Below are 18,790 nucleotides of genomic sequence, written 5' to 3' on the forward strand. Positions count from 1 at the left end.
AATTTTGTAATTCTGTATTACAATCTTCCGCACTATTTTTGAAAATAGAAGCAACTTTATTAATTAAAATGAAACTTCAACAAGTATATTTATTGCTAAATATACCCCCTTCATTAGGGATTAGCTTCACTTAACTTACAGTCTTACTTTCAGAAGTTAAGTGAATGCAATTTGCGTCTATATCCATTTTTCTTAATAAGTGCTTACTAATTCAAAAATATTACATCAAACGGAGATACAGAGCAGATTCCACAACCGTATGTGTGGTAATTCCCAATTTATTATCCAATTTTTTTCATTGCTGTCATTGATTCTCTCAACCATGCTCCTACTTCTTCGATAGGGTGTTGACGAACTTCTTTGTTTACAGCAATTAAAGTAGCATTGTCAACTCCATTTGAAGTAGAAAATGGTTTACCTATTACATTTGTTTCCACTGTTTTCATAAATTCTGTTAACAACGGCTTGCAGGCATGGTCGAATAAATAACAGCCATACTCAGCAGTATCCGAGATCACACGGTTCATTTCAAATAATTTTTTTCTTGCAATCGTGTTTGCAATCAAAGGTAATTCATGTAATGATTCGTAATAAGCTGATTCTTCGATAATTCCTGCCTCTGTCATGGTTTCGAAAGCCAATTCTACCCCCGCTTTTACCATTGCAATCATCAGTACTCCGTTATCAAAATATTCTTGCTCTGAAATTGGAGCTTCTTGTGGAGCTGTTTTTTCGAAATTAGTTTCTCCAGTTGCAGCTCTCCATTTTAGTAAGTTTACATCATCATTTGCCCAATCGATCATCATGGTTCTGGAGAATTCTCCTGAGATAATGTCATCCTGATGTTTTTGGAATAAAGGCCTCATAATGTCTTTTAGTTCTTCAGCAATTTCGTAAGCCTCAATTTTTGCTGGGTTGGAAAGACGGTCCATCATATTGGTGATACCTCCATGTTTTAAGGCTTCAGTAATAGTCTCCCATCCATACTGAATCAATTTTGAAGCATAAGCTTTGTCGATTCCTTTCTCCACCATTTTATCGAAACATAAAATAGAACCGGTTTGTAATAACCCGCAAAGAATGGTTTGTTCTCCCATTAAATCTGATTTTACTTCGGCTACGAATGATGATTTCAGAACTCCCGCTTTATGTCCTCCGGTGGCTACAGCGTACGCTTTAGCCTGATCTAAACCAAAACCGTTTGGATCATTCTCCGGGTGAACAGCGATAAGTGTCGGAACACCAAATCCTCTTTTGTATTCTTCACGAACCTCAGAACCAGGGCATTTTGGCGCGCACATAATTACGGTGATGTCTTTACGGATTTGCATTCCTTCTTCCACAATATTAAATCCGTGAGAATAAGATAATGTTGCTCCGTTTTTCATTAAAGGCATTATGGCGGTAACTACAGCAGTATGTTGTTTATCAGGAGTTAAGTTACAAACTAAGTCGGCAGTTGGAATTAATTCTTCATATGTACCTACTTTAAATCCGTTTTCAGTGGCATTTTTATATGATGCTCTTTTCTCTGCAATTGCATCTGCACGTAATGCGTATGAAATGTCTAAACCGGAATCTCTCATGTTTAAACCCTGATTCAGACCTTGTGCTCCACAGCCTACAATGACAACCTTTTTTCCTGCCAGAGCCGAAATTCCATCTGCAAATTCTGATTGCTCCATAAATTCGCAAACTCCTAATTGTTCTAATTGTAATCTAAGTGGTAATGTGTTGAAATAATTTGCCATTTTTTTTAATAATATTTAATGAATGTTGTATTTAATAATTGGTTAATAGATGAAATAATCCTATTGGAATGCTTCTAACATTGTTGAAATTTCCATTTTTTCTTTTGAAACAGATATCCTTCCTGAGCGAACAAACTGCATAATGCCATAAGGTTTGAATTTGGCATACAAATCTTCGATTTCAGAACGTCTCCCCGATTTAGAAATCACAAAGAAATCACGGGAAACCGTGACAATTGTAGACTGACTGTCCTTGATGATGTTCTGAATTTGTTTTTCATCAAACAACAGGCTTGAAGCAATTTTAAATAAAGCGTTTTCCAGATAAATGGTTTCTTCATCGGTGTGATAAAATGCTTTTATAACTTCAATTTGTTTTTCAATTTGCCCAACAATATTTTTGACCCATTTCTCTGTTGTTTCCACAACAATAATGAATCTGGAAACACTTTCTATTTCTGATTCAGAAACGTTTAGGCTTAATATATTAATGTGGCGCTTTAAGAATATTCCTGATATCCTGTTTAACAATCCTACATTATTTTCTGAGTATACCGATATGGTAAATGTTCTGTTTTCCATTGTTTTTAGTTTTTTTTGTTTCAAGTTTGAGGTTTCACGTTTTACAACTTGAAACAAAAAAGCTTGAAACATGAAACTTTAATTTTAGCTTAATCTAATTTCAGAAACACATGCTCCCGTTGGAATCATTGGGAATACGTTATTTTCTTTTTCTACCATAACTTCTAAGAAATAAGAATCTTTTGAAGCCAGCATTTCGGCAACGGCTGCATCTAAATCTTCCCTTTGTGTTACTTTTTTAGATTTAATATAATATCCTTCAGCTATCGCTACAAAATTTGGATTGATCATTTTAGTAGAAGCATATCTGTTATCAAAAAACAGCTCCTGCCATTGACGTACCATTCCTAAAAATTCATTGTTCAGGATAACAATCTTTACAGGCACCTTAGTCTGAAAAATAGTTCCCAATTCTTGTATGTTCATTTGAAAACCGCCATCACCAATTATAGCCACTACTTCACGATCCGGTTTTCCCATTTTGGCTCCGATGGCTGCGGGTAAAGCAAATCCCATCGTTCCCAATCCACCAGAGGTAATGTTACTTTTGGTAGAGTTGAATTTTGCATAACGGCAGGCAAACATTTGATGCTGCCCAACATCTGAGACGATAATAGCATCCCCTTTTGAATGTTTGTTTATCATTTCTATGGTTTCACCCATTGAAATTCCTTTATTATTGGTTGGATTTAATTCTTCTTTTATAACAGAATCGTACTCGATTTTCTTTAGCTCTTTGAATTCGTTATGCCATAAATCATGTGATTTTGCTTCGATTAAGGGTAATAAAGCGGTTAGAGCTTCTTTAACATCTCCAAGAACAGCTATTTCTGTTTTTACATTTTTATCGATTTCGGCAGGATCAATTTCGAAGTGAATTACTTTTGCCTGTTTGGCATAAGTATTCAGGTTTCCGGTAACACGGTCGTCAAAACGCATTCCGAAAGCAATTAAAACATCACATTCGTTGGTTAGCAAATTTGGGCCATAGTTGCCGTGCATTCCCAGCATTCCCACGTTTAAGGGATGGTCTGTTGGCAAGGCTGAAAGTCCTAAAATGGTCCAGGCAGCAGGGATTCCTGATTTTTCAAGTAAAGCTTTAAATTCGGCTTCCGCTTTTCCCAGAATAATACCCTGTCCAAAAACAATAAAAGGTTTTTTAGCGCTATTGATTAAAGCAGCAGCTTCGGCCACTTTATCTAATTTTAGTTTTGGAACCGGAGTATAACTTCTTATTCCGGTACATTTTTCATAACTAAAATCGAATTGGTCAAACTGAGCATTTTTCGTAATGTCAATCAATACAGGTCCCGGACGTCCGGAACGTGCGATGTAAAATGCTTTTGCAATAATTTCTGGGATTTCCGAAGCTTCAGTTACCTGATAATTCCATTTGGTTACCGGAGTCGAAATTCCGATGATATCCGTTTCCTGAAAAGCATCAGATCCTAACAAATGCTTCCCTACCTGACCTGTGATACAAACCATTGGGGTTGAATCGATTTGAGCATCTGCAATTCCGGTAATTAAATTGGTTGCTCCCGGTCCTGAAGTTGCAATGGCTACCCCTACTTTTCCTGTAGCGCGGGCATATCCTTGTGCGGCATGTGTAGCACCTTGCTCGTGACGTACCAATACATGGTGTAACTGATCCTGGAATTTATATAATTCATCGTAAACCGGCATGATCGCTCCTCCCGGATAACCATAAAGTAAGTCTACTCCTTCTGCTAACAAACATCTTATAACGGCTTCTGCCCCTGATATTTTCATAGTATATTGTTTTTTCAATGTCAAAAATCAATTTCAAAATTCAATGGCAATGTTAAAATCAATTTCAAACTGATTCTTTATATTTCTACTTTTTATTGCAATTGAACTTTGCTATTTTATTGATATTGTCATTGTTTTTTGAAATTGTTATTGTAAAATTATTTATCGGTAACGCAACCTGTTGAAGCGCTTGAGACTGATCTGGCGTATTTCAGTAAAACTCCTCTGTTTACTTTTAAAGGAGGCTGAATCCAACTCTCTTTACGAGCGGCGAATTCTTCGTCAGATATTTTCAGGTTGATTGTATTTTTAACAGCATCAATAGCGATTAAATCACCATCTTTTACCAGTGCAATACCACCACCATCATAAGCCTCTGGTGTAATGTGTCCTACCACAAAGCCATGTGAACCTCCGGAAAACCTGCCGTCTGTAATAAGAGCACAGCTGCTTCCTAATCCTGCTCCAATAATGGCTGATGTAGGTTTTAGCATCTCAGGCATTCCCGGACCACCTTTTGGTCCACAATACCTGATGACGACTACATTACCGGGTTTAATTTTTCCGGCTTCAAGGCCTGGAATCACTTCAAACTCACCTTCAAAAACAACCGCAGGACCTTCAAAATACTCTCCTTCTTTTCCACTGATTTTGGCAACAGCTCCTTCAGAAGCAAGATTTCCATATAAAACCTGAATGTTTCCGGTTGGTTTTAAAGCTTTTTGTATTTCATGAATTACTTGTTGTCCGTCTTGTAAATCCGGAGTTGAAGCTAAGTTTTCTGCCACTGTTTTTCCAGTTACAGTTAAACAATCTCCATGAATTAGTCCTACTTTCAATAAGTATTTCATTACTGACGGGATACCTCCTGCTTCATGAATGTCTTCCATCATGTATTTACCGCTTGGTTTCATATCTGCAAGTACAGGAGTTCTGTCGTTAATCGCTTGAAAATCATCAAGTGTAATTTCAATATCAACGGCATGTGCCATAGCGATCAAATGCATTACGGCATTGGTTGAACCTCCTAAAACGGCTACAATTGTAATGGCATTTTCAAAAGCCTTACGAGTCATAATGTCTCTAGGCTTAATATCTTTTTCCAATAATGTTCTAATGGCTTTACCTGCAGCAAGACATTCGTCTCTTTTTTCCTGACTTAAAGCGGGATTTGACGAACTGTATGGCAAGCTCATTCCCAGGGCTTCAATTGCCGAAGACATAGTGTTAGCCGTATACATTCCTCCACAGGCACCTGCTCCGGGACAGGCATTTTGAATAACTCCTTTAAAATCCTCGGGAGTAATTTCATTTTTTACTTTTTTTCCTAAAGCTTCAAAAGCTGAAACAATATTCAATGTTTCTCCTTTCCACTTTCCGGAATGGATAGATCCTCCGTACACCATCAAAGACGGACGGTTCAAACGTCCCATGGCGATCAGAGCACCAGGCATATTTTTATCACAACCTGGAATTGCAATGATGCTGTCGTACCACTGCGCACCCGCAACTGTTTCGATAGAATCGGCAATGACATCTCTGGAAACTAAGGAATAACGCATTCCTTCTGTACCGTTCGAAATTCCGTCACTTACACCAATGGTATTAAAAATAAGTCCGACTAGATTTGCATCCCAAACACCTTTTTTAACGTCTTTTGCTAAATCATTCAGGTGCATGTTGCAAGTGTTACCATCGTACCCCATGCTCACAATACCTACCTGTGCTTTTTTCAAATCTTCTTCAGTTAAACCAATACCGTACAACATGGCTTGCGCTGCTGGTTGTGTTTGATCTTGAGTGATGGTTTTGCTGTACTTATTTAATTCCATTATTGTGTTATTTTTTTAATTTTAATTCAAAAAAAAACCTTCCAGTATTTGGAAGGTTTATAATATAGTTTTTCAATTATATTTATACCATTCCCCGTGCATATGTGATAATCACATTTACAATAATGACAGAAATAGTAATAATAATTGAGATTTGCATCTTTCTTTTTTTTAGTGAGACAAAAGTATGAAAACTTAAAGGACTAAAAAAATAAAATCTCAACATTTTACATACTTCTTGTTATTTATTCAATTTTTAACAAAAAATATTAAACAATTGTTGATTGTCCAATGTGAACGTTGTCATTATTAAAATAGAGTAAATCGTCTTTACTGAAGATAAAATTGGATACAAAGTCCCCTACTTCGTTTGTACCGAACTTTGAATCCGGTTTTAAATCGACGGTTACTACTTTAAATTCGATTGCTTTTTCGACTGCTTTATAGATCATGGCAGCTTCTTTAAATAGACCAAAATGTTCTAATAACATCGCCGCTGATAAAATGGAAGCAATCGGATTGGCGATGTTTTTTCCTTTCGCCTGAGGATAGGAACCGTGGATTGGCTCAAACAAAGCATTCTTTTCTCCTAAAGACGCTGAGGCTAATAAACCAATAGATCCCGTTATTACACTTGCTTCATCTGATAGAATATCTCCGAATAAATTTTCGGTCAAAATCACATCAAATTGTTTTGGATTTAAAATCAATTGCATCGCTGCGTTATCTACGAACAAAAAGTCTAAAGCAACATCAGGATAACTTTGACCTACTTTCTGAACGACTTTTCTCCATAAACGGGAAGTTTCCAAAACATTGGCTTTGTCGACCATCGTAAGTTTTTTGCGTCGGTTTTGTGCTGATTTAAAAGCCAAATGCGCAATTCTTGTGATTTCTTCTTCTGAATATTCACATAAATCTGAAGCGTGTGTACCTTCCTCATTTAAGGTTTTAGCTCCAAAGTATGCACCTCCGGTTAATTCTCTGAAAATAGTAAAATCAGCACCATCGATAATTTCTCTTTTTAACGGAGAAGCATCAATGAGTGATTTATATGGTTTTATCGGGCGAATGTTAGCGAACAATCCCAACTCCTTACGCAGTTTCAATAATCCTTGCTCCGGACGTACTTTTGCTGATGGATTATTATCGTATTTAGGGTCTCCAATGGCTCCAAACAATACAGCATCTGTATTTAAACAAAGGTTTAATGTCTGCTCCGGCAAAGGATTTCCTGTTTTATCAATGGCAATGGCTCCCATGAGCGCCTCTTCAAAAACAAATTCATGATTGTACACCTCACCAATAGCATGTAAAGCTTTCTTGGCTTGTAAAATTACCTCTGGTCCAATCCCGTCTCCTGGTAAAACTGCTATTTTCAAATTCATAACGTCTCGTTCTTTATGTATTTAAACCCTTTTTTCTTTGTTCTATTCTCTTTATTCTATTCTCTTAGATCTTTGCTCTATTGAACTAGTTTCTAATTAATTCTCCCTGAATTTTTGCAGCTTCGATGATTTGATGAATATCAGCATCAATTACTTCTTTTTTAATATCGGCGAATTTCAAAAATTCAACGTATACGATATCCAGTTGCACTTTAGTAAGTTCATAACCTACTTTTTTAGCGCGATACGCCAAAGCAGCTCTCCCGCTTCTTGCTGTCAATATAATAGAGGACTCATTTACACCTACATCCAGCGGATCCATGATTTCATAAGTGGCTCTGTTTTTAATCACTCCATCCTGATGAATTCCGGAACTGTGTGCAAAAGCATTAGCTCCTACGATGGCTTTGTTTGGTTGGACAATCATTCCCATACTTTCAGAAACTAAACGGCTCATCTCGTTTAATTCTCTTGTATTGATATTGGTGTCCAGATTTAGGTAAGGATGTTGTTTGAAGATCATTACAACTTCTTCTAAAGCTGTATTTCCGGCTCTCTCCCCTATACCATTTATAGTACATTCAATTTGTCTCGCTCCGTTGATAGCTCCTGCAATGGAGTTTGCTGTAGCCATTCCTAAATCGTTGTGACAATGACAGGAAAGGGTTACGTTTTCAATACCTTTTACATTTTCTTTTAGGTATTTAATTTTTGCTCCATATTCTTCAGGCAAACAATAGCCTGTTGTATCCGGAATATTCAATACTGTTGCTCCTGATTTTATTACTTCTTCGCAAACTTTCGCAAGGAAGGCATTATCGGTTCTTCCGGCATCTTCGGCATAGAATTCTACATCTTCTACGTAGGATTTGGCATGTGCAACGGCAAATTTTGCTCTTGCAATGATGTCTTCCGGAGTTGTGTTTAGTTTATGGAGTATGTGAGATTGAGAGGTTCCGATTCCGGTGTGGATTCTAGGTTTCTTAGCGTGCTTTAAGGCAGCTGCAGCAACATCAATGTCGTTTTTTACGGCTCTTGTCAGACCGCAAACAGTTGCATTTTCTACAATTTTACAAATCTCAGAAACCGATAAAAAATCGCCTGGACTTGACACTGGAAAACCTGCTTCGATAATGTCAACTCCCATTTTATCAAGTCGTTCTGCGATAACTAGTTTTTGTTTCGTATCTAACTTACATCCCGGGACCTGCTCTCCATCGCGCAAAGTGGTGTCAAAAATTTGAACTTTCTCTCTATTCATATTCGTTTATTTAATGTAATTTCACATCTTGATAACAAATATATATTGTACTTTGCCGGCACGAAATTCATTTTAATGAAATTATACTGTTCATAAAACATTTTAAAGCAGGTTAATTAACTAAAAATCAATAAGTTATATTATTATATTTTACAATGGCTAACCATCAAAAAGATTTCTTATTTGTATTAATAAAATCACTTTCTAAATCCGAAAAAAGGCAGTTTAAGATTTTTGCAAGTCGTTTAGAGACGAGTTCGAATACCAAATTCATCGAATTATTTAACATTCTGGATAAGTCTGAAACTTATGATGAAAAGCTTATTCTTAAGAGTGGCATTATTAAAAAGGTTCAGCTATCTAATTTAAAATCATACTTATACAAACAGATTCTGGTGAGTATACGCTTGAATATTCCGAGTCAGAATATTCGTTATCAGTTGCGCGAACAAATCGATTTTGCTGTTATTTTATACAATAAAGGTTTGTACAAACAGAGTTTGAAGATTCTGGACAAAACAAAACAATTGGCGCTTGAGAATGACGAGAAATATATGGCGTATGAAATTGTAGAATTCGAAAAACTAATCGAATCACAGTACATTACGCGAAGTATTCAGGGACGTGCCGACGAATTAGTGATTCAGGCCAAAGAACTGAATTATCGCAATACCATTTCAAGTAAATTATCGAATTTATCGCTGCAGTTGTACGGAATCATGCTAAAAACCGGCTATGTAAAAAGCGACGAAGAGTACAAATACATTGACGATTACTTCAATAAGCACATTTCAAAACTGGACGAGAGTAAGTTTGGTTTTAGGGAAAAGTATTGGTTTTACAATGCTAATCTTTGGCGTAGTTTTCTGGTTCAGGACTTCTTAGCGAGTTATAAATATGCTTACAAATGGGTGAGATTGTTTTATGATAATCCTAATATGATTTACCTGAACCCGGTCTTTTTCTTAAAGGGGAATCATTATTTTCTGGAGTCGTTGTATATGTTGAAATACAAATCGAATTTCAAAAAATACCTGACGCTTTTAGAAGAAACCATTGCAGATCCAAGGTTTCCGGTAAATGATAATATTGCATCGCTTTCTTTTCTGTACGTTTATAATAATAAGCTGAACCTTCACATACTGGAAGGAACTTTTGCTGAAAGTGAATATCTTATTCCGGAGATTCTGCAGAAAATAAAGCTTCACAGCGAACATCTTGATGAGCATCACGAGATGTTGTTTTACTATAAAATTGCCTCTATTTATTTCGGTACTGAAAAGTACAATGAATCGATTAATTATTTGGATAAGATCATCAACAATAAAAATCTGTCGATGCGTGAAGATTTAATGTGCTTTGCAAGACTTTTGTCCTTGATTGCACATTACGAATTGGGTAAGGATTATTATCTGGAAAATCATTTGAAGAATACGTATAAGTTTCTCTTAAAAATGAATGATTTACATGAGGTTCAGAAAGAGATTATCAAGTTCATGAAAAATCTGAATAACTTCTACCCTGCCGATATTAAAAAGGAGTTTATCAAGATGAGGGCTCGCTTTATCGAACTGGAGAAGAATACTTATGAGAAAAGAGCCTTTTTATACCTTGATATTATTTCATGGCTGGAAAGTAAAATCGACAACAGGAAGATCGCCGATATTATTAAAGAGAAAGCGAAGCTGAATAGCCGATGATAGTATTCTTTTTAAAAGAGAAACCGGACAGGTTTTTAAAACCTGTCCGGTTTGTTTATAACAACAGATTTATTTAGTTTCGTTATTCTATAATATTAGAAGTTGTTACATAGAAATCTTTATCTACTTCGACCTTTCTGTCTTCATTAGTAGTTTTTTCAGACTGCCATTCGGTTGTTGGTTTTAACCATGTTTCCACTCCGTTTAATTTTACTCTTACGGGCATATCAAATTTAGAAACGCAATTGGTCCAGTGGTAACCGAAAGTTCCGTTTTTAAACATGTACTCAAAAACCGGGATTTTTGTTGTGGTCAAATATTGAGAAAATACTCTATTAAAATTAATTCCGGATTGTGTGTTGATGTAATCCTCGATTTGCTTGCTTGTCACAGTTTGGTGATAAAAAGTCTTATTTAGACCTCTTAAAATCGATTTCCATTTGGCATCATCATTTATAATCTGACGCATCATGTGCAGCATGTTGGCTCCTTTTGGATACATATCACCTGACCCCTCGTTGTTTACGTCATAATTACCAATGATAGGTTTGTCGTTCTGAATCCCTTTACGGCATCCGATTACGTACTCTGCAGCAGCATCTTTTCCGTAGTAGTACTCCAGGAAAAGGCTTTCAGAGTAATTAGTAAAGCTCTCGTGAATCCACATATCCGCAATATCTTTGTACGTGATATTGTTGGCAAACCATTCGTGACCTGATTCATGGATGATGATAAAATCAAATTTTAATCCCCAACCTGTTCCGCTTAAATCACGTCCTAAATAACCATTTTTATAGCCATTCCCGTAGGTCACACTGCTTTGGTGTTCCATTCCCAGATAGGGCACTTCGACCAATTTGTAACTGTCTTCATAAAACGGATAAGGTCCGAACCAGTTTTCAAAAGCTTTTAGCATTTTTGGTACGTCTTTGAACTGTTCTTTTGCCAAAGCTAGATTGTCTCTTAAAACATAATAGTTACAATCTAGATCTCCTTTTTCACCTTTGTATACTTCTGAGAAATTAACATAATCCCCGATATTGATGTTTACACCGTAGTTGTTAATGGGATTTGAAACATACCAGTTGAAGGTTTTAGTTCCATCCTTTTCCTTCTTAACGCTTTTTAATCTTCCGTTCGAAACCTCTGTAAGATCTCCCGGAACATTTACGCTGATCAACATGTTTTCGACTTCATCATACATATGATCTTTGTTTGGCCACCATACACTTGCTCCCAATCCCTGACAGGATGAAGCAATAAAATCTTTACCATTTTTGTCCTTTTTCCAGCTGATTCCTCCATCCCAGGGTGCCTTAACGGCTTCTCTTGGTTTTCCTTTAAAACTCACTACCACTTCTTTGGTATCACCCACTTTTTGCTTTTCAGTCAGCGTAATGAAAAAGGCATTTCCATCTCTCTTAAACTGTAATTCTTTCCCATCCTGTGTTACTTTCGTAATTTGCATTGGTTCCTGCAAATCAATCTGCATCTTATCGTACGGAGTTAAAACAGTATAACGGATTGTATTTGAACCTGAAATTGTTCTCTCTTTTGGATCTACTTTTACATCAAGATGATAGTATTTTAAATCCCACCAGGCTCTTTCTTTTGTGATGCTTCCGCGTAAAGTGTCCTGATGTGTAAAAATAGTTTCTGACTTATTCAAAAGTCCTTGTGCATTGGCAGTAAAGCCAAATAGAAAGGCGATACAAACGCCACCGAAGTATTTTTTCATATGAAACAGATATTTTCTTTTAGTCGAAATTAAAAAGGCTTTTTGAGCCGTTTACACTTCAACAAATGTAAACATTCGAATCAAGTTTTGACTGATTTAATAGAGAGGATTCTAAAAATTAATGTTAAAATTCGTTTATTCTTCTGTATTTTAGCAAATCAAATTCATATACGCTATTTATGAGAATTCTTAAAATTGCTATCCTTTTTTGTTTGATGTGCTCGATCACAACTTATTCGCAAAATATTCTTATTCCAAGAACAATTCAAAAAGTTAATATTGATGGCAATTTATCAGATTGGAAGACTCCTTTTTTGGGACCATTTGTGGTTCATGATTCTGGAAAAAAGGCGAGCCAGGATACGTATGTTTCTTTTGCATGGGATACTGATAACCTATATATTGCCTATCGTTCGATTGATTCTAAAATTATGGGTAAGGCACAGCAAAAAGACAGTGAAATTTTTAATACTGATGATTTGGTTGAGATTTTTATAGATCCGGACGGTAATGGGGAAAACTATCTCGAAATTGGCGTGAATGCCTACTCTTCTTATTATGATTTACTTCTAAAATGTATCTCACCAGCTTGTGGCGGATGGAACATGAATATAGCATTTGATGTTTTGGGATTGGAAACACAAAGTAAAATAACAAACGAAGGGTTTAATACCGAAATTAAGATTCCCTTCTCGAGCCTGAATACGATTAAAAACGGTAATTTTTCGACACCAAAAGTGGGAACTAAGTGGCGAGGAAATGCTTTTAGAATTGATTACGGTAATACCACTGAATACCTTGCTTTACAAGCTTATAAAAGTTCTAGATTTGGTTTTCATCAACCACAGGAGTTTGCCGTTTTTGAGTTTGTAGAGTAACCATGAGGTAATTTGTTTCAGGTTTCAAGTTTCAGGTTACTGCACACAACTTGAAACCTGAAACTTAAAACTTGAAACTAAACTTTTTACTTCTGACGCTTTTTCAGAACATCAACAACATCATTAAGCTGATAGCCTTTGGCTTGCAATAAGATTAGGTAATGAAACAGTAAATCGGCGCTTTCGCTAAGAAATAAATCATCATTATCATCTTTAGCTTCGATTACTACTTCAACCGCTTCTTCACCCACTTTTTGGGCTATTTTATTGATGCCTTTTTCGAATAGTGAAGCAACATAACTTTTCTCGGAATCAGCATTTTCCCTGCGAGTTTTGATGGTGTTTTCTAAGGTAGAAAGAAAGCCATAATTCTCTTTGTTTTCTTCCTGCCAGCAGGTGTCTGCTCCTGTGTGACAGGTTGGCCCTACAGGGTTTGCTTGGATTAAAAGTGTATCTCCATCGCAGTCATTTTTAACGCTAACCAGATTTAAAAAGTTACCGCTCTCCTCGCCTTTTGTCCAAAGTCTTTGTTTGGATCGGCTGAAAAAGGTTACTTTTTGAGTTTCTATTGTTTTTTGAAGTGATTCTTCATTCATATATCCCAGCATCAGCACATTCTTGGTTTCTGCATCCTGAATGATTGCCGGAATTAATCCGTGTGCACTTTTTATATCTACGTTCATAGTTATTTTAGATTTTAGAGTTCAGATTCTAGATTGCTGAATTCTTTTTGTTTTTTAATTATATCGTACTCTTTTTATTCTAGACTTTAGATTTTAGAGTGCCGGTATCTTTTTTCTTTCTTCTATTTTTCTATGCTCTAAATCCTGACTTCAACACCATTATTTCTAAGCTCTTCCTTCAAAGTCTTAATCTCAATCTCTTTAAAGTGAAAAACACTTGCGGCTAAGGCTGCATCGGCTTTGCCTTTCTTAAATGAATCTACAAAATGCTGAATATTTCCTGCACCACCCGAAGCAATTATCGGAATATTAACAAGTGCTGAAAGTTTAGCAAGTGCCTCATTGGCAAATCCGTTTTTAGTACCGTCATTGTCCATCGAAGTAAATAATATCTCTCCTGCACCACGTGCTGCCACTTCAACTGCCCAATCAAATAAGTTAAGTTCGGTTGGTACTTTTCCTCCTACCAAATGTACGATCCATTGTCCGTTAGTTTGTTTGGCATCGATAGCGACAACCACGCACTGACTTCCAAATTTCTGAGCCAATTCATTAATTAACGGTGGATTCTTGACCGCCGAAGAATTGATCGAAACTTTATCTGCTCCATTGTTTAGTAATATTTCAACATCTTCAACGCTCGAAATTCCACCTCCGACAGTAAATGGAATATTGATCTTCTCTGCGACATTTCGAACCATATTAACAAGCGTTTTACGGCGTTCTTCAGTGGCTGAAATATCCAGAAAAACCAGTTCATCGGCACCTTCTGCTGAATACAGTTCTGCCAACTCAACAGGATCCCCTGCATCGCGAAGATCAACGAAATTAACCCCTTTTACGGTTCTCCCATTTTTTATATCCAAACAGGGTATGACTCTTTTTGCTAACATTTCTTTAAAGTGTTAATTAGAAAATTAGTTAATTATTCTATGTCACGTAATAAATTATCTAACTATCAAATTTTCTCATTTTCTATTTTATACTATTCGAATACTGGGCGAAGAAAAGTTCTCTCGTAACTTAGTATACAGCGAGAATCTTCTGCAATTTTAAAAGTTTCAATACATTCCTGATCTTCCAAAATTAACCTTCTATAGTTTTCGTATTCAGCTAAACTGGGAAAAGAAAACATTGCAAACGCAATATTATTAGCTCCTTCAGAAGGCATGAAGTAACCATGATGCTGACCACCAAATCGGTTTACTAATTTAATCCATCTTTTTCCGTAATCTTCGAAAACAGCCAGCTGGAAAGGATCTATTGTGTATTTTAAATGACAAGTAACCATATGTTTTTATTTTCTAATTATAAAATTTTCTAATTGTTTTAAGCTAATGCGTCCTTCGTAGATAGCTTTCCCGATAATTGTTCCTTCACAACCCAGTTCGGCTAGTTTAGGCAATTCGTCAAACGTTGAAATTCCCCCTGATGCGATTAGTTTAATCTCGACTCCGCTAGATTTGACATTACAGTTTTTTAAAATTTTGCTGTACAAGTCAAAACTTGGACCTTCTAACATTCCATCTTTTGCAATATCCGTACAAATAACATATTGAATTCCTTTGTTTTGATACTCCTGAATGAACGGAATTAAATCTTCGTCTGAATTTTCTAACCAGCCTGAAACGGCAATTTTTTCGTCTTTAGCGTCAGCGCCTAGTATAATTTTCCCGGAACCATATTGAGTGATCCATTTTTGGAATATTTCTTTATTTTTCACAGCAATACTTCCGCCTGTAATTTGGTTTGCGCCACTTTCAAAGGCAATTCTTAAATCTTCATCTGATTTTAAACCGCCTCCAAAATCAATTTGCAAGCTCGTTTGTGTCGCAATTTGCTCTAAGATTTTGTAATTGACAATTTTGCTTGACTTCGCACCGTCTAAATCTACTAAATGCAGGTATTCGATTCCGTGAGCTTCAAATGATTTGGCAACTTCGATAGGATTTTCATTGTAAATTATTTTAGTGTCATAATCGCCTTTCGATAAGCGAACACATTTTCCGTCGATAATATCTATGGCGGGTATTATTCTCATTTTTCTAAATTTTAGAGTTCTGATTTTAAATTTTTTTACGTGGTTGGAATTTGGAATTTATTCTTTGTTATTTAGTTTAAGAAAGTTTCCAAGGATTTTCTCCCCAACGTCACCACTCTTTTCAGGGTGAAATTGCGTTCCGTAAAAATTATCTTTTTGTAATGCCGATGCATACTCTACATCATAGTTTGTGGTTGCGATCATATGTTGGCAATTTGGTGCGTAGAAACTGTGTACCAGGTACATAAATTCATTCTCGGCAATGTCTTTGAACAGATCAGATTTTAGATTATAAATCTGATTCCACCCCATTTGTGGTACTTTTACATTAGATGTAAATTTTATGACATCTACATCAAAAATTCCTAAACCTTCCGTATTCCCTTCTTCCGTTGCATTACACATTAATTGCATTCCGAGGCAGATTCCTAAAACGGGCTGCTTTAAGTTCGGAATCAAGCGATCCAAACCGCTTTCTTTCAGTTTTGTCATTGCTGAACTTGCTTCCCCTACTCCCGGAAAAATTACTTTGTCGGCCTTTTGAATTTCATCAGGGTTATTGCTCAAAACCGCTTTAAAGCCGAGTCTTTCCACTGCAAACATGATACTCTGAATGTTTCCTGCTCCGTAGTTTATGATTACTATTTTCATTTCTTATTTTGTTTGTTTTGTTTCAGGTTTCAAGTTTTAAGTTCTCTTGAGTAACCTGAAACTTGAAACCTGAAACAAACGTTTAAAGCATTCCCTTTGTAGAAGGCAAAATCATTTTCTCCGTATCTCTTTTCACTGCCACTTTTATCGCTTTTGCGAAAGCTTTAAAAATTGCCTCGATTTTGTGGTGCTCATTAGTTCCTTCAGCTTTGATGTTGATGTTTGCTTTTGAGCCATCTGAGAATGATTTAAAGAAGTGAAAAAACATTTCTGTTGGCATTTTACCAACCATCTCACGCTTGAATTCGGTTTCCCAAACCAGCCAGTTTCTTCCGCCAAAGTCGATTGCGACCTGTGCCAGACAATCGTCCATAGGTAAACAAAAACCATAACGTTCGATTCCCAGTTTATTTCCCAGTGCTTTGGCGAAAACTTCTCCCAAAGCAATTGCGGTGTCTTCAATGGTGTGGTGTTCATCAACTTCCAAATCACCTTTAACCAGTATTTCTAAATCCATTTGTCCGTGACGGGAAATTTGATCTAACATGTGGTCAAAAAATGCAATTCCGGTTTCAATTTTACTTTTTCCTGTTCCATCCAGATTCAAATTAATAAAAATGTCTGTTTCATTCGTTTTACGTGTAATCGAGGCTGAACGAGCTTCTAGCTTTAAAAACTCATAGATCGTTTTCCAATTCATTGTCTGAAGCACAATCGTTTGGTCTAATTCTTCCCGTTTTGAAGAAATTTCATTGCTCCCGATTCCGTCATTATCATTGATAAAAATAGCCTTCGCTCCCAGATTTTTAGCTAGTTCCACATCTGTCAAACGATCTCCTAAAACAAAGGAATTTTCTAAATCATATTCCGGGTTATCGATGTATTGTGTCAGCATTCCTGTTCTTGGCTTTCTTGTTGGGGCATTATCTTCCGGAAAAGATCTGTCGATGAAGACAGCATCAAATTTAATTCCTTCATTCTCAAAAGCTTTTAAGATGAAATTTTGTGTTGGCCAAAACGTTTCTTCCGGAAAACTATCCGTTCCCAGACCGTCCTGATTGGTAACCATTACCAATTCGTAATCTAGTTCGTTGGTAATTTTAGCTAAGTATTGAAAAGCTTTTGGATAAAATTCTACTTTTTCCAAAGCATCTAATTGGTAATTTTCAGGTTCTAAAACAATCGTCCCGTCACGATCGATAAAAAGTACTTTTTTCATAGTTTATATTTTTAGTCTGTCACAGATTTAGGTGATTTGAAATGATTTTTTTGTTCGTTGCAGTTTAAAAATCATTGAAATCTGTGGTTTAAATCTTTATTACTTCAACAGTTTTAATTCTTTAATCAAAACAGCATTTTCTTCCGGGACCCCAATCGTCAAACGAAGGCAGTTTTCGCATAAAGGCTGACTGGTTCTGTTTCGGATTACGATTCCTTTTTCAATTAACTGATCGTATCTTTTATTGGCATCGTCTACTTTTACCAAAACAAAATTAGCTTCTGTTGGATATACTTTCTCTACAAAATAAACCTTAAGTAAAACTTTAACTAACTCTTCTCTTTGTTCGATAATTGAAGCTATTTCAGTCTTTATTTTTTCAGGATCATTCAAACGATTTATAGCCCTCTGCTGGGTTAATTCGTTTACATTATAAGGAGGTTTTATTTTGTTTAGAACCGAAATCACAGCTTCGGACGCATAACAAATTCCTAATCGGATTCCTGCTAGTCCGTAGGCTTTTGAAAGGGTTTGCGTGATGATCAAGTTTGGATATTCGTCTATCTCTGTCAACCAGCTTTCCTTTTTTGAAAAGTCAATATAAGCCTCGTCAATTACGACTATACCCTTAAAGTTTTGAAGTAGTTTTACAACGCTCTCGTCTGAAAATGAATTTCCCGTAGGATTGTTTGGAGAGCATAAAAAGATAATTTTCGTAGAATCGTCAACAGCATCTAAGATTTGATCTACTTGTGGCTGAAAATCAGTTGAAAGTAGAACTTCTCTGTTCTCGACTGCATTTATATTCGCCAGAACGCTGTACATCCCGTATGTTGGCGGAAGCGAAATAATATTGTCTGTTTTAGGTTCGCAGAAAGCTCTGAAGAGTAAATCGAGAACTTCATCACTTCCGTTTCCTAGTAAAATCTGGCTTGTTTTTACCTTATTATCCTTTGCCAAAATGGCTTTAACCGAAAGTTGTTGCGGATCAGGGTAACGATTTACTCCAGTTTGAAACGGATTTTCATTCGCATCCAGAAAAATCATCTCGGCAGTATCAAAGTCTTCAAACTCGTCACGAGCTGATGAGTACGGCTTCAAAGATTTTACATTCTCTCTTGTTATTGTGTTTATATCGAATTTCATTTTTTTGTTTTTTTTCTTTAGAGAATAGATAATAGAGCCAAGAGTCAAGATAGTAGACTTTTTGTCTGGTCAGTAGCTACCATATCCTTTACTTGTATGTTCTATAGTCTTTGCTCTATATTCTTGCTTCTATATTCTTGACTCTTT

Annotated in this window: 16 protein-coding genes; 2 read left to right on the forward strand and 14 right to left on the reverse strand. The window is 36.2% G+C overall.

The features are described 5' to 3' along the window. Positions 1–281: 281 nt before the first annotated feature. The 6 genes from ilvC to M4I44_RS15305 form a co-directional block, all read right to left on the reverse strand. Positions 282–1,751, reverse strand: coding sequence for a ketol-acid reductoisomerase (ilvC, locus tag M4I44_RS15280; protein ID WP_070908070.1), 1,470 nt, complete (start codon positions 1,749–1,751; stop codon positions 282–284). Positions 1,752–1,811: 60 nt separating this feature from the next. Beyond that, entirely contained in the window at positions 1,812–2,333 is a 522-nt protein-coding gene (ilvN, locus tag M4I44_RS15285) for an acetolactate synthase small subunit (protein WP_026110090.1), read from the reverse strand. Between the two features lie 84 nt (positions 2,334–2,417). Further along, positions 2,418–4,106, reverse strand: coding sequence for a biosynthetic-type acetolactate synthase large subunit (gene ilvB, locus M4I44_RS15290; protein WP_249965246.1), 1,689 nt, complete (start codon positions 4,104–4,106; stop codon positions 2,418–2,420). A gap of 158 nt (positions 4,107–4,264) precedes the next feature. Beyond that, positions 4,265–5,938 carry a dihydroxy-acid dehydratase gene (gene ilvD / locus M4I44_RS15295; RefSeq protein ID WP_249965247.1) on the reverse strand — a complete coding sequence of 558 codons (1,674 nt, stop codon included), beginning with the start codon at positions 5,936–5,938 and terminating at the stop codon, positions 4,265–4,267. Between the two features lie 269 nt (positions 5,939–6,207). Then, complete coding sequence (leuB, locus tag M4I44_RS15300; protein WP_070908072.1) at positions 6,208–7,326, reverse strand: 3-isopropylmalate dehydrogenase; 1,119 nt, start codon at positions 7,324–7,326, stop codon at positions 6,208–6,210. A gap of 85 nt (positions 7,327–7,411) precedes the next feature. Then, positions 7,412–8,587, reverse strand: a complete 1,176-nt coding sequence (locus M4I44_RS15305) for a 2-isopropylmalate synthase (RefSeq protein WP_017497480.1) — start codon at positions 8,585–8,587, stop codon at positions 7,412–7,414. Positions 8,588–8,742: 155 nt separating this feature from the next. Between M4I44_RS15305 and M4I44_RS15310 the strand changes: the two genes are divergently transcribed. Beyond that, on the forward strand, positions 8,743–10,287 hold the full coding sequence (locus tag M4I44_RS15310) for a hypothetical protein (RefSeq protein WP_249965248.1): 1,545 nt from the start codon (positions 8,743–8,745) through the stop codon (positions 10,285–10,287). 82 nt (positions 10,288–10,369) lie between these two features. On the opposite strand, the gene M4I44_RS15315 is transcribed toward M4I44_RS15310, so the two are convergent. Next, positions 10,370–12,025 carry a M1 family metallopeptidase gene (locus tag M4I44_RS15315; protein ID WP_249965249.1) on the reverse strand — a complete coding sequence of 552 codons (1,656 nt, stop codon included), beginning with the start codon at positions 12,023–12,025 and terminating at the stop codon, positions 10,370–10,372. Positions 12,026–12,204: 179 nt separating this feature from the next. On the opposite strand from M4I44_RS15315, the gene M4I44_RS15320 reads away from it, so the two are divergent. Then, on the forward strand, positions 12,205–12,903 hold the full coding sequence (locus tag M4I44_RS15320; RefSeq protein WP_249965250.1) for a carbohydrate-binding family 9-like protein: 699 nt from the start codon (positions 12,205–12,207) through the stop codon (positions 12,901–12,903). Between the two features lie 86 nt (positions 12,904–12,989). Here the strand turns inward: M4I44_RS15320 and hisIE are convergent, their stop codons facing one another. The 7 genes from hisIE to hisC form a co-directional block, all read right to left on the reverse strand. Further along, positions 12,990–13,592 (reverse strand): bifunctional phosphoribosyl-AMP cyclohydrolase/phosphoribosyl-ATP diphosphatase HisIE, encoded by a 603-nt coding sequence (gene hisIE / locus M4I44_RS15325; protein ID WP_305881780.1) that lies wholly within the window; start codon positions 13,590–13,592, stop codon positions 12,990–12,992. A 131-nt stretch (positions 13,593–13,723) separates the two neighbouring features. Then, on the reverse strand, positions 13,724–14,479 hold the full coding sequence (gene hisF / locus M4I44_RS15330; RefSeq protein ID WP_249965252.1) for an imidazole glycerol phosphate synthase subunit HisF: 756 nt from the start codon (positions 14,477–14,479) through the stop codon (positions 13,724–13,726). Positions 14,480–14,571: 92 nt separating this feature from the next. Beyond that, positions 14,572–14,877 (reverse strand): NIPSNAP family protein, encoded by a 306-nt coding sequence (locus tag M4I44_RS15335; protein WP_017497486.1) that lies wholly within the window; start codon positions 14,875–14,877, stop codon positions 14,572–14,574. A 6-nt stretch (positions 14,878–14,883) separates the two neighbouring features. Beyond that, a complete protein-coding gene (gene hisA, locus M4I44_RS15340; protein WP_249965253.1) occupies positions 14,884–15,627 on the reverse strand; it encodes a 1-(5-phosphoribosyl)-5-[(5-phosphoribosylamino)methylideneamino]imidazole-4-carboxamide isomerase in 744 nt (247 codons plus the stop codon). A 57-nt stretch (positions 15,628–15,684) separates the two neighbouring features. Further along, positions 15,685–16,278, reverse strand: coding sequence for an imidazole glycerol phosphate synthase subunit HisH (gene hisH, locus M4I44_RS15345; protein ID WP_017497488.1), 594 nt, complete (start codon positions 16,276–16,278; stop codon positions 15,685–15,687). An 82-nt stretch (positions 16,279–16,360) separates the two neighbouring features. Then, positions 16,361–17,497, reverse strand: a complete 1,137-nt coding sequence (gene hisB / locus M4I44_RS15350; RefSeq protein WP_249965254.1) for a bifunctional histidinol-phosphatase/imidazoleglycerol-phosphate dehydratase HisB — start codon at positions 17,495–17,497, stop codon at positions 16,361–16,363. A gap of 99 nt (positions 17,498–17,596) precedes the next feature. Then, the gene (hisC, locus tag M4I44_RS15355) at positions 17,597–18,643 is read right to left on the reverse strand and encodes a histidinol-phosphate transaminase (protein WP_249965255.1); all 1,047 of its coding nucleotides are present in this window, start codon (positions 18,641–18,643) and stop codon (positions 17,597–17,599) included. Positions 18,644–18,790 lie beyond the last annotated feature (147 nt).

This window comes from Flavobacterium sp. B183 (assembly GCF_023539155.1).
Classification (GTDB): domain Bacteria; phylum Bacteroidota; class Bacteroidia; order Flavobacteriales; family Flavobacteriaceae; genus Flavobacterium; species Flavobacterium tructae.

Excerpts from the sequence above, each read along its gene's own strand:
- hisF (WP_249965252.1), bottom strand. The coding sequence starts at position 14,479 with ATGTTAGCAAAAAGAGTCATACCCTGTTTGGATATAAAAAATGGGAGA.
- hisC (WP_249965255.1), bottom strand. The coding sequence starts at position 18,643 with ATGAAATTCGATATAAACACAATAACAAGAGAGAATGTAAAATCTTTG.
- M4I44_RS15305 (WP_017497480.1), bottom strand. The coding sequence starts at position 8,587 with ATGAATAGAGAGAAAGTTCAAATTTTTGACACCACTTTGCGCGATGGA.
- M4I44_RS15320 (WP_249965250.1), top strand. The coding sequence starts at position 12,205 with ATGAGAATTCTTAAAATTGCTATCCTTTTTTGTTTGATGTGCTCGATC.
- ilvC (WP_070908070.1), bottom strand. The coding sequence starts at position 1,751 with ATGGCAAATTATTTCAACACATTACCACTTAGATTACAATTAGAACAA.
- hisB (WP_249965254.1), bottom strand. The coding sequence starts at position 17,497 with ATGAAAAAAGTACTTTTTATCGATCGTGACGGGACGATTGTTTTAGAA.
- hisH (WP_017497488.1), bottom strand. The coding sequence starts at position 16,278 with ATGAAAATAGTAATCATAAACTACGGAGCAGGAAACATTCAGAGTATC.
- ilvB (WP_249965246.1), bottom strand. The coding sequence starts at position 4,106 with ATGAAAATATCAGGGGCAGAAGCCGTTATAAGATGTTTGTTAGCAGAA.
- leuB (WP_070908072.1), bottom strand. The coding sequence starts at position 7,326 with ATGAATTTGAAAATAGCAGTTTTACCAGGAGACGGGATTGGACCAGAG.
- hisA (WP_249965253.1), bottom strand. The coding sequence starts at position 15,627 with ATGAGAATAATACCCGCCATAGATATTATCGACGGAAAATGTGTTCGC.
- M4I44_RS15310 (WP_249965248.1), top strand. The coding sequence starts at position 8,743 with ATGGCTAACCATCAAAAAGATTTCTTATTTGTATTAATAAAATCACTT.
- ilvN (WP_026110090.1), bottom strand. The coding sequence starts at position 2,333 with ATGGAAAACAGAACATTTACCATATCGGTATACTCAGAAAATAATGTA.
- ilvD (WP_249965247.1), bottom strand. The coding sequence starts at position 5,938 with ATGGAATTAAATAAGTACAGCAAAACCATCACTCAAGATCAAACACAA.
- M4I44_RS15335 (WP_017497486.1), bottom strand. The coding sequence starts at position 14,877 with ATGGTTACTTGTCATTTAAAATACACAATAGATCCTTTCCAGCTGGCT.
- M4I44_RS15315 (WP_249965249.1), bottom strand. The coding sequence starts at position 12,025 with ATGAAAAAATACTTCGGTGGCGTTTGTATCGCCTTTCTATTTGGCTTT.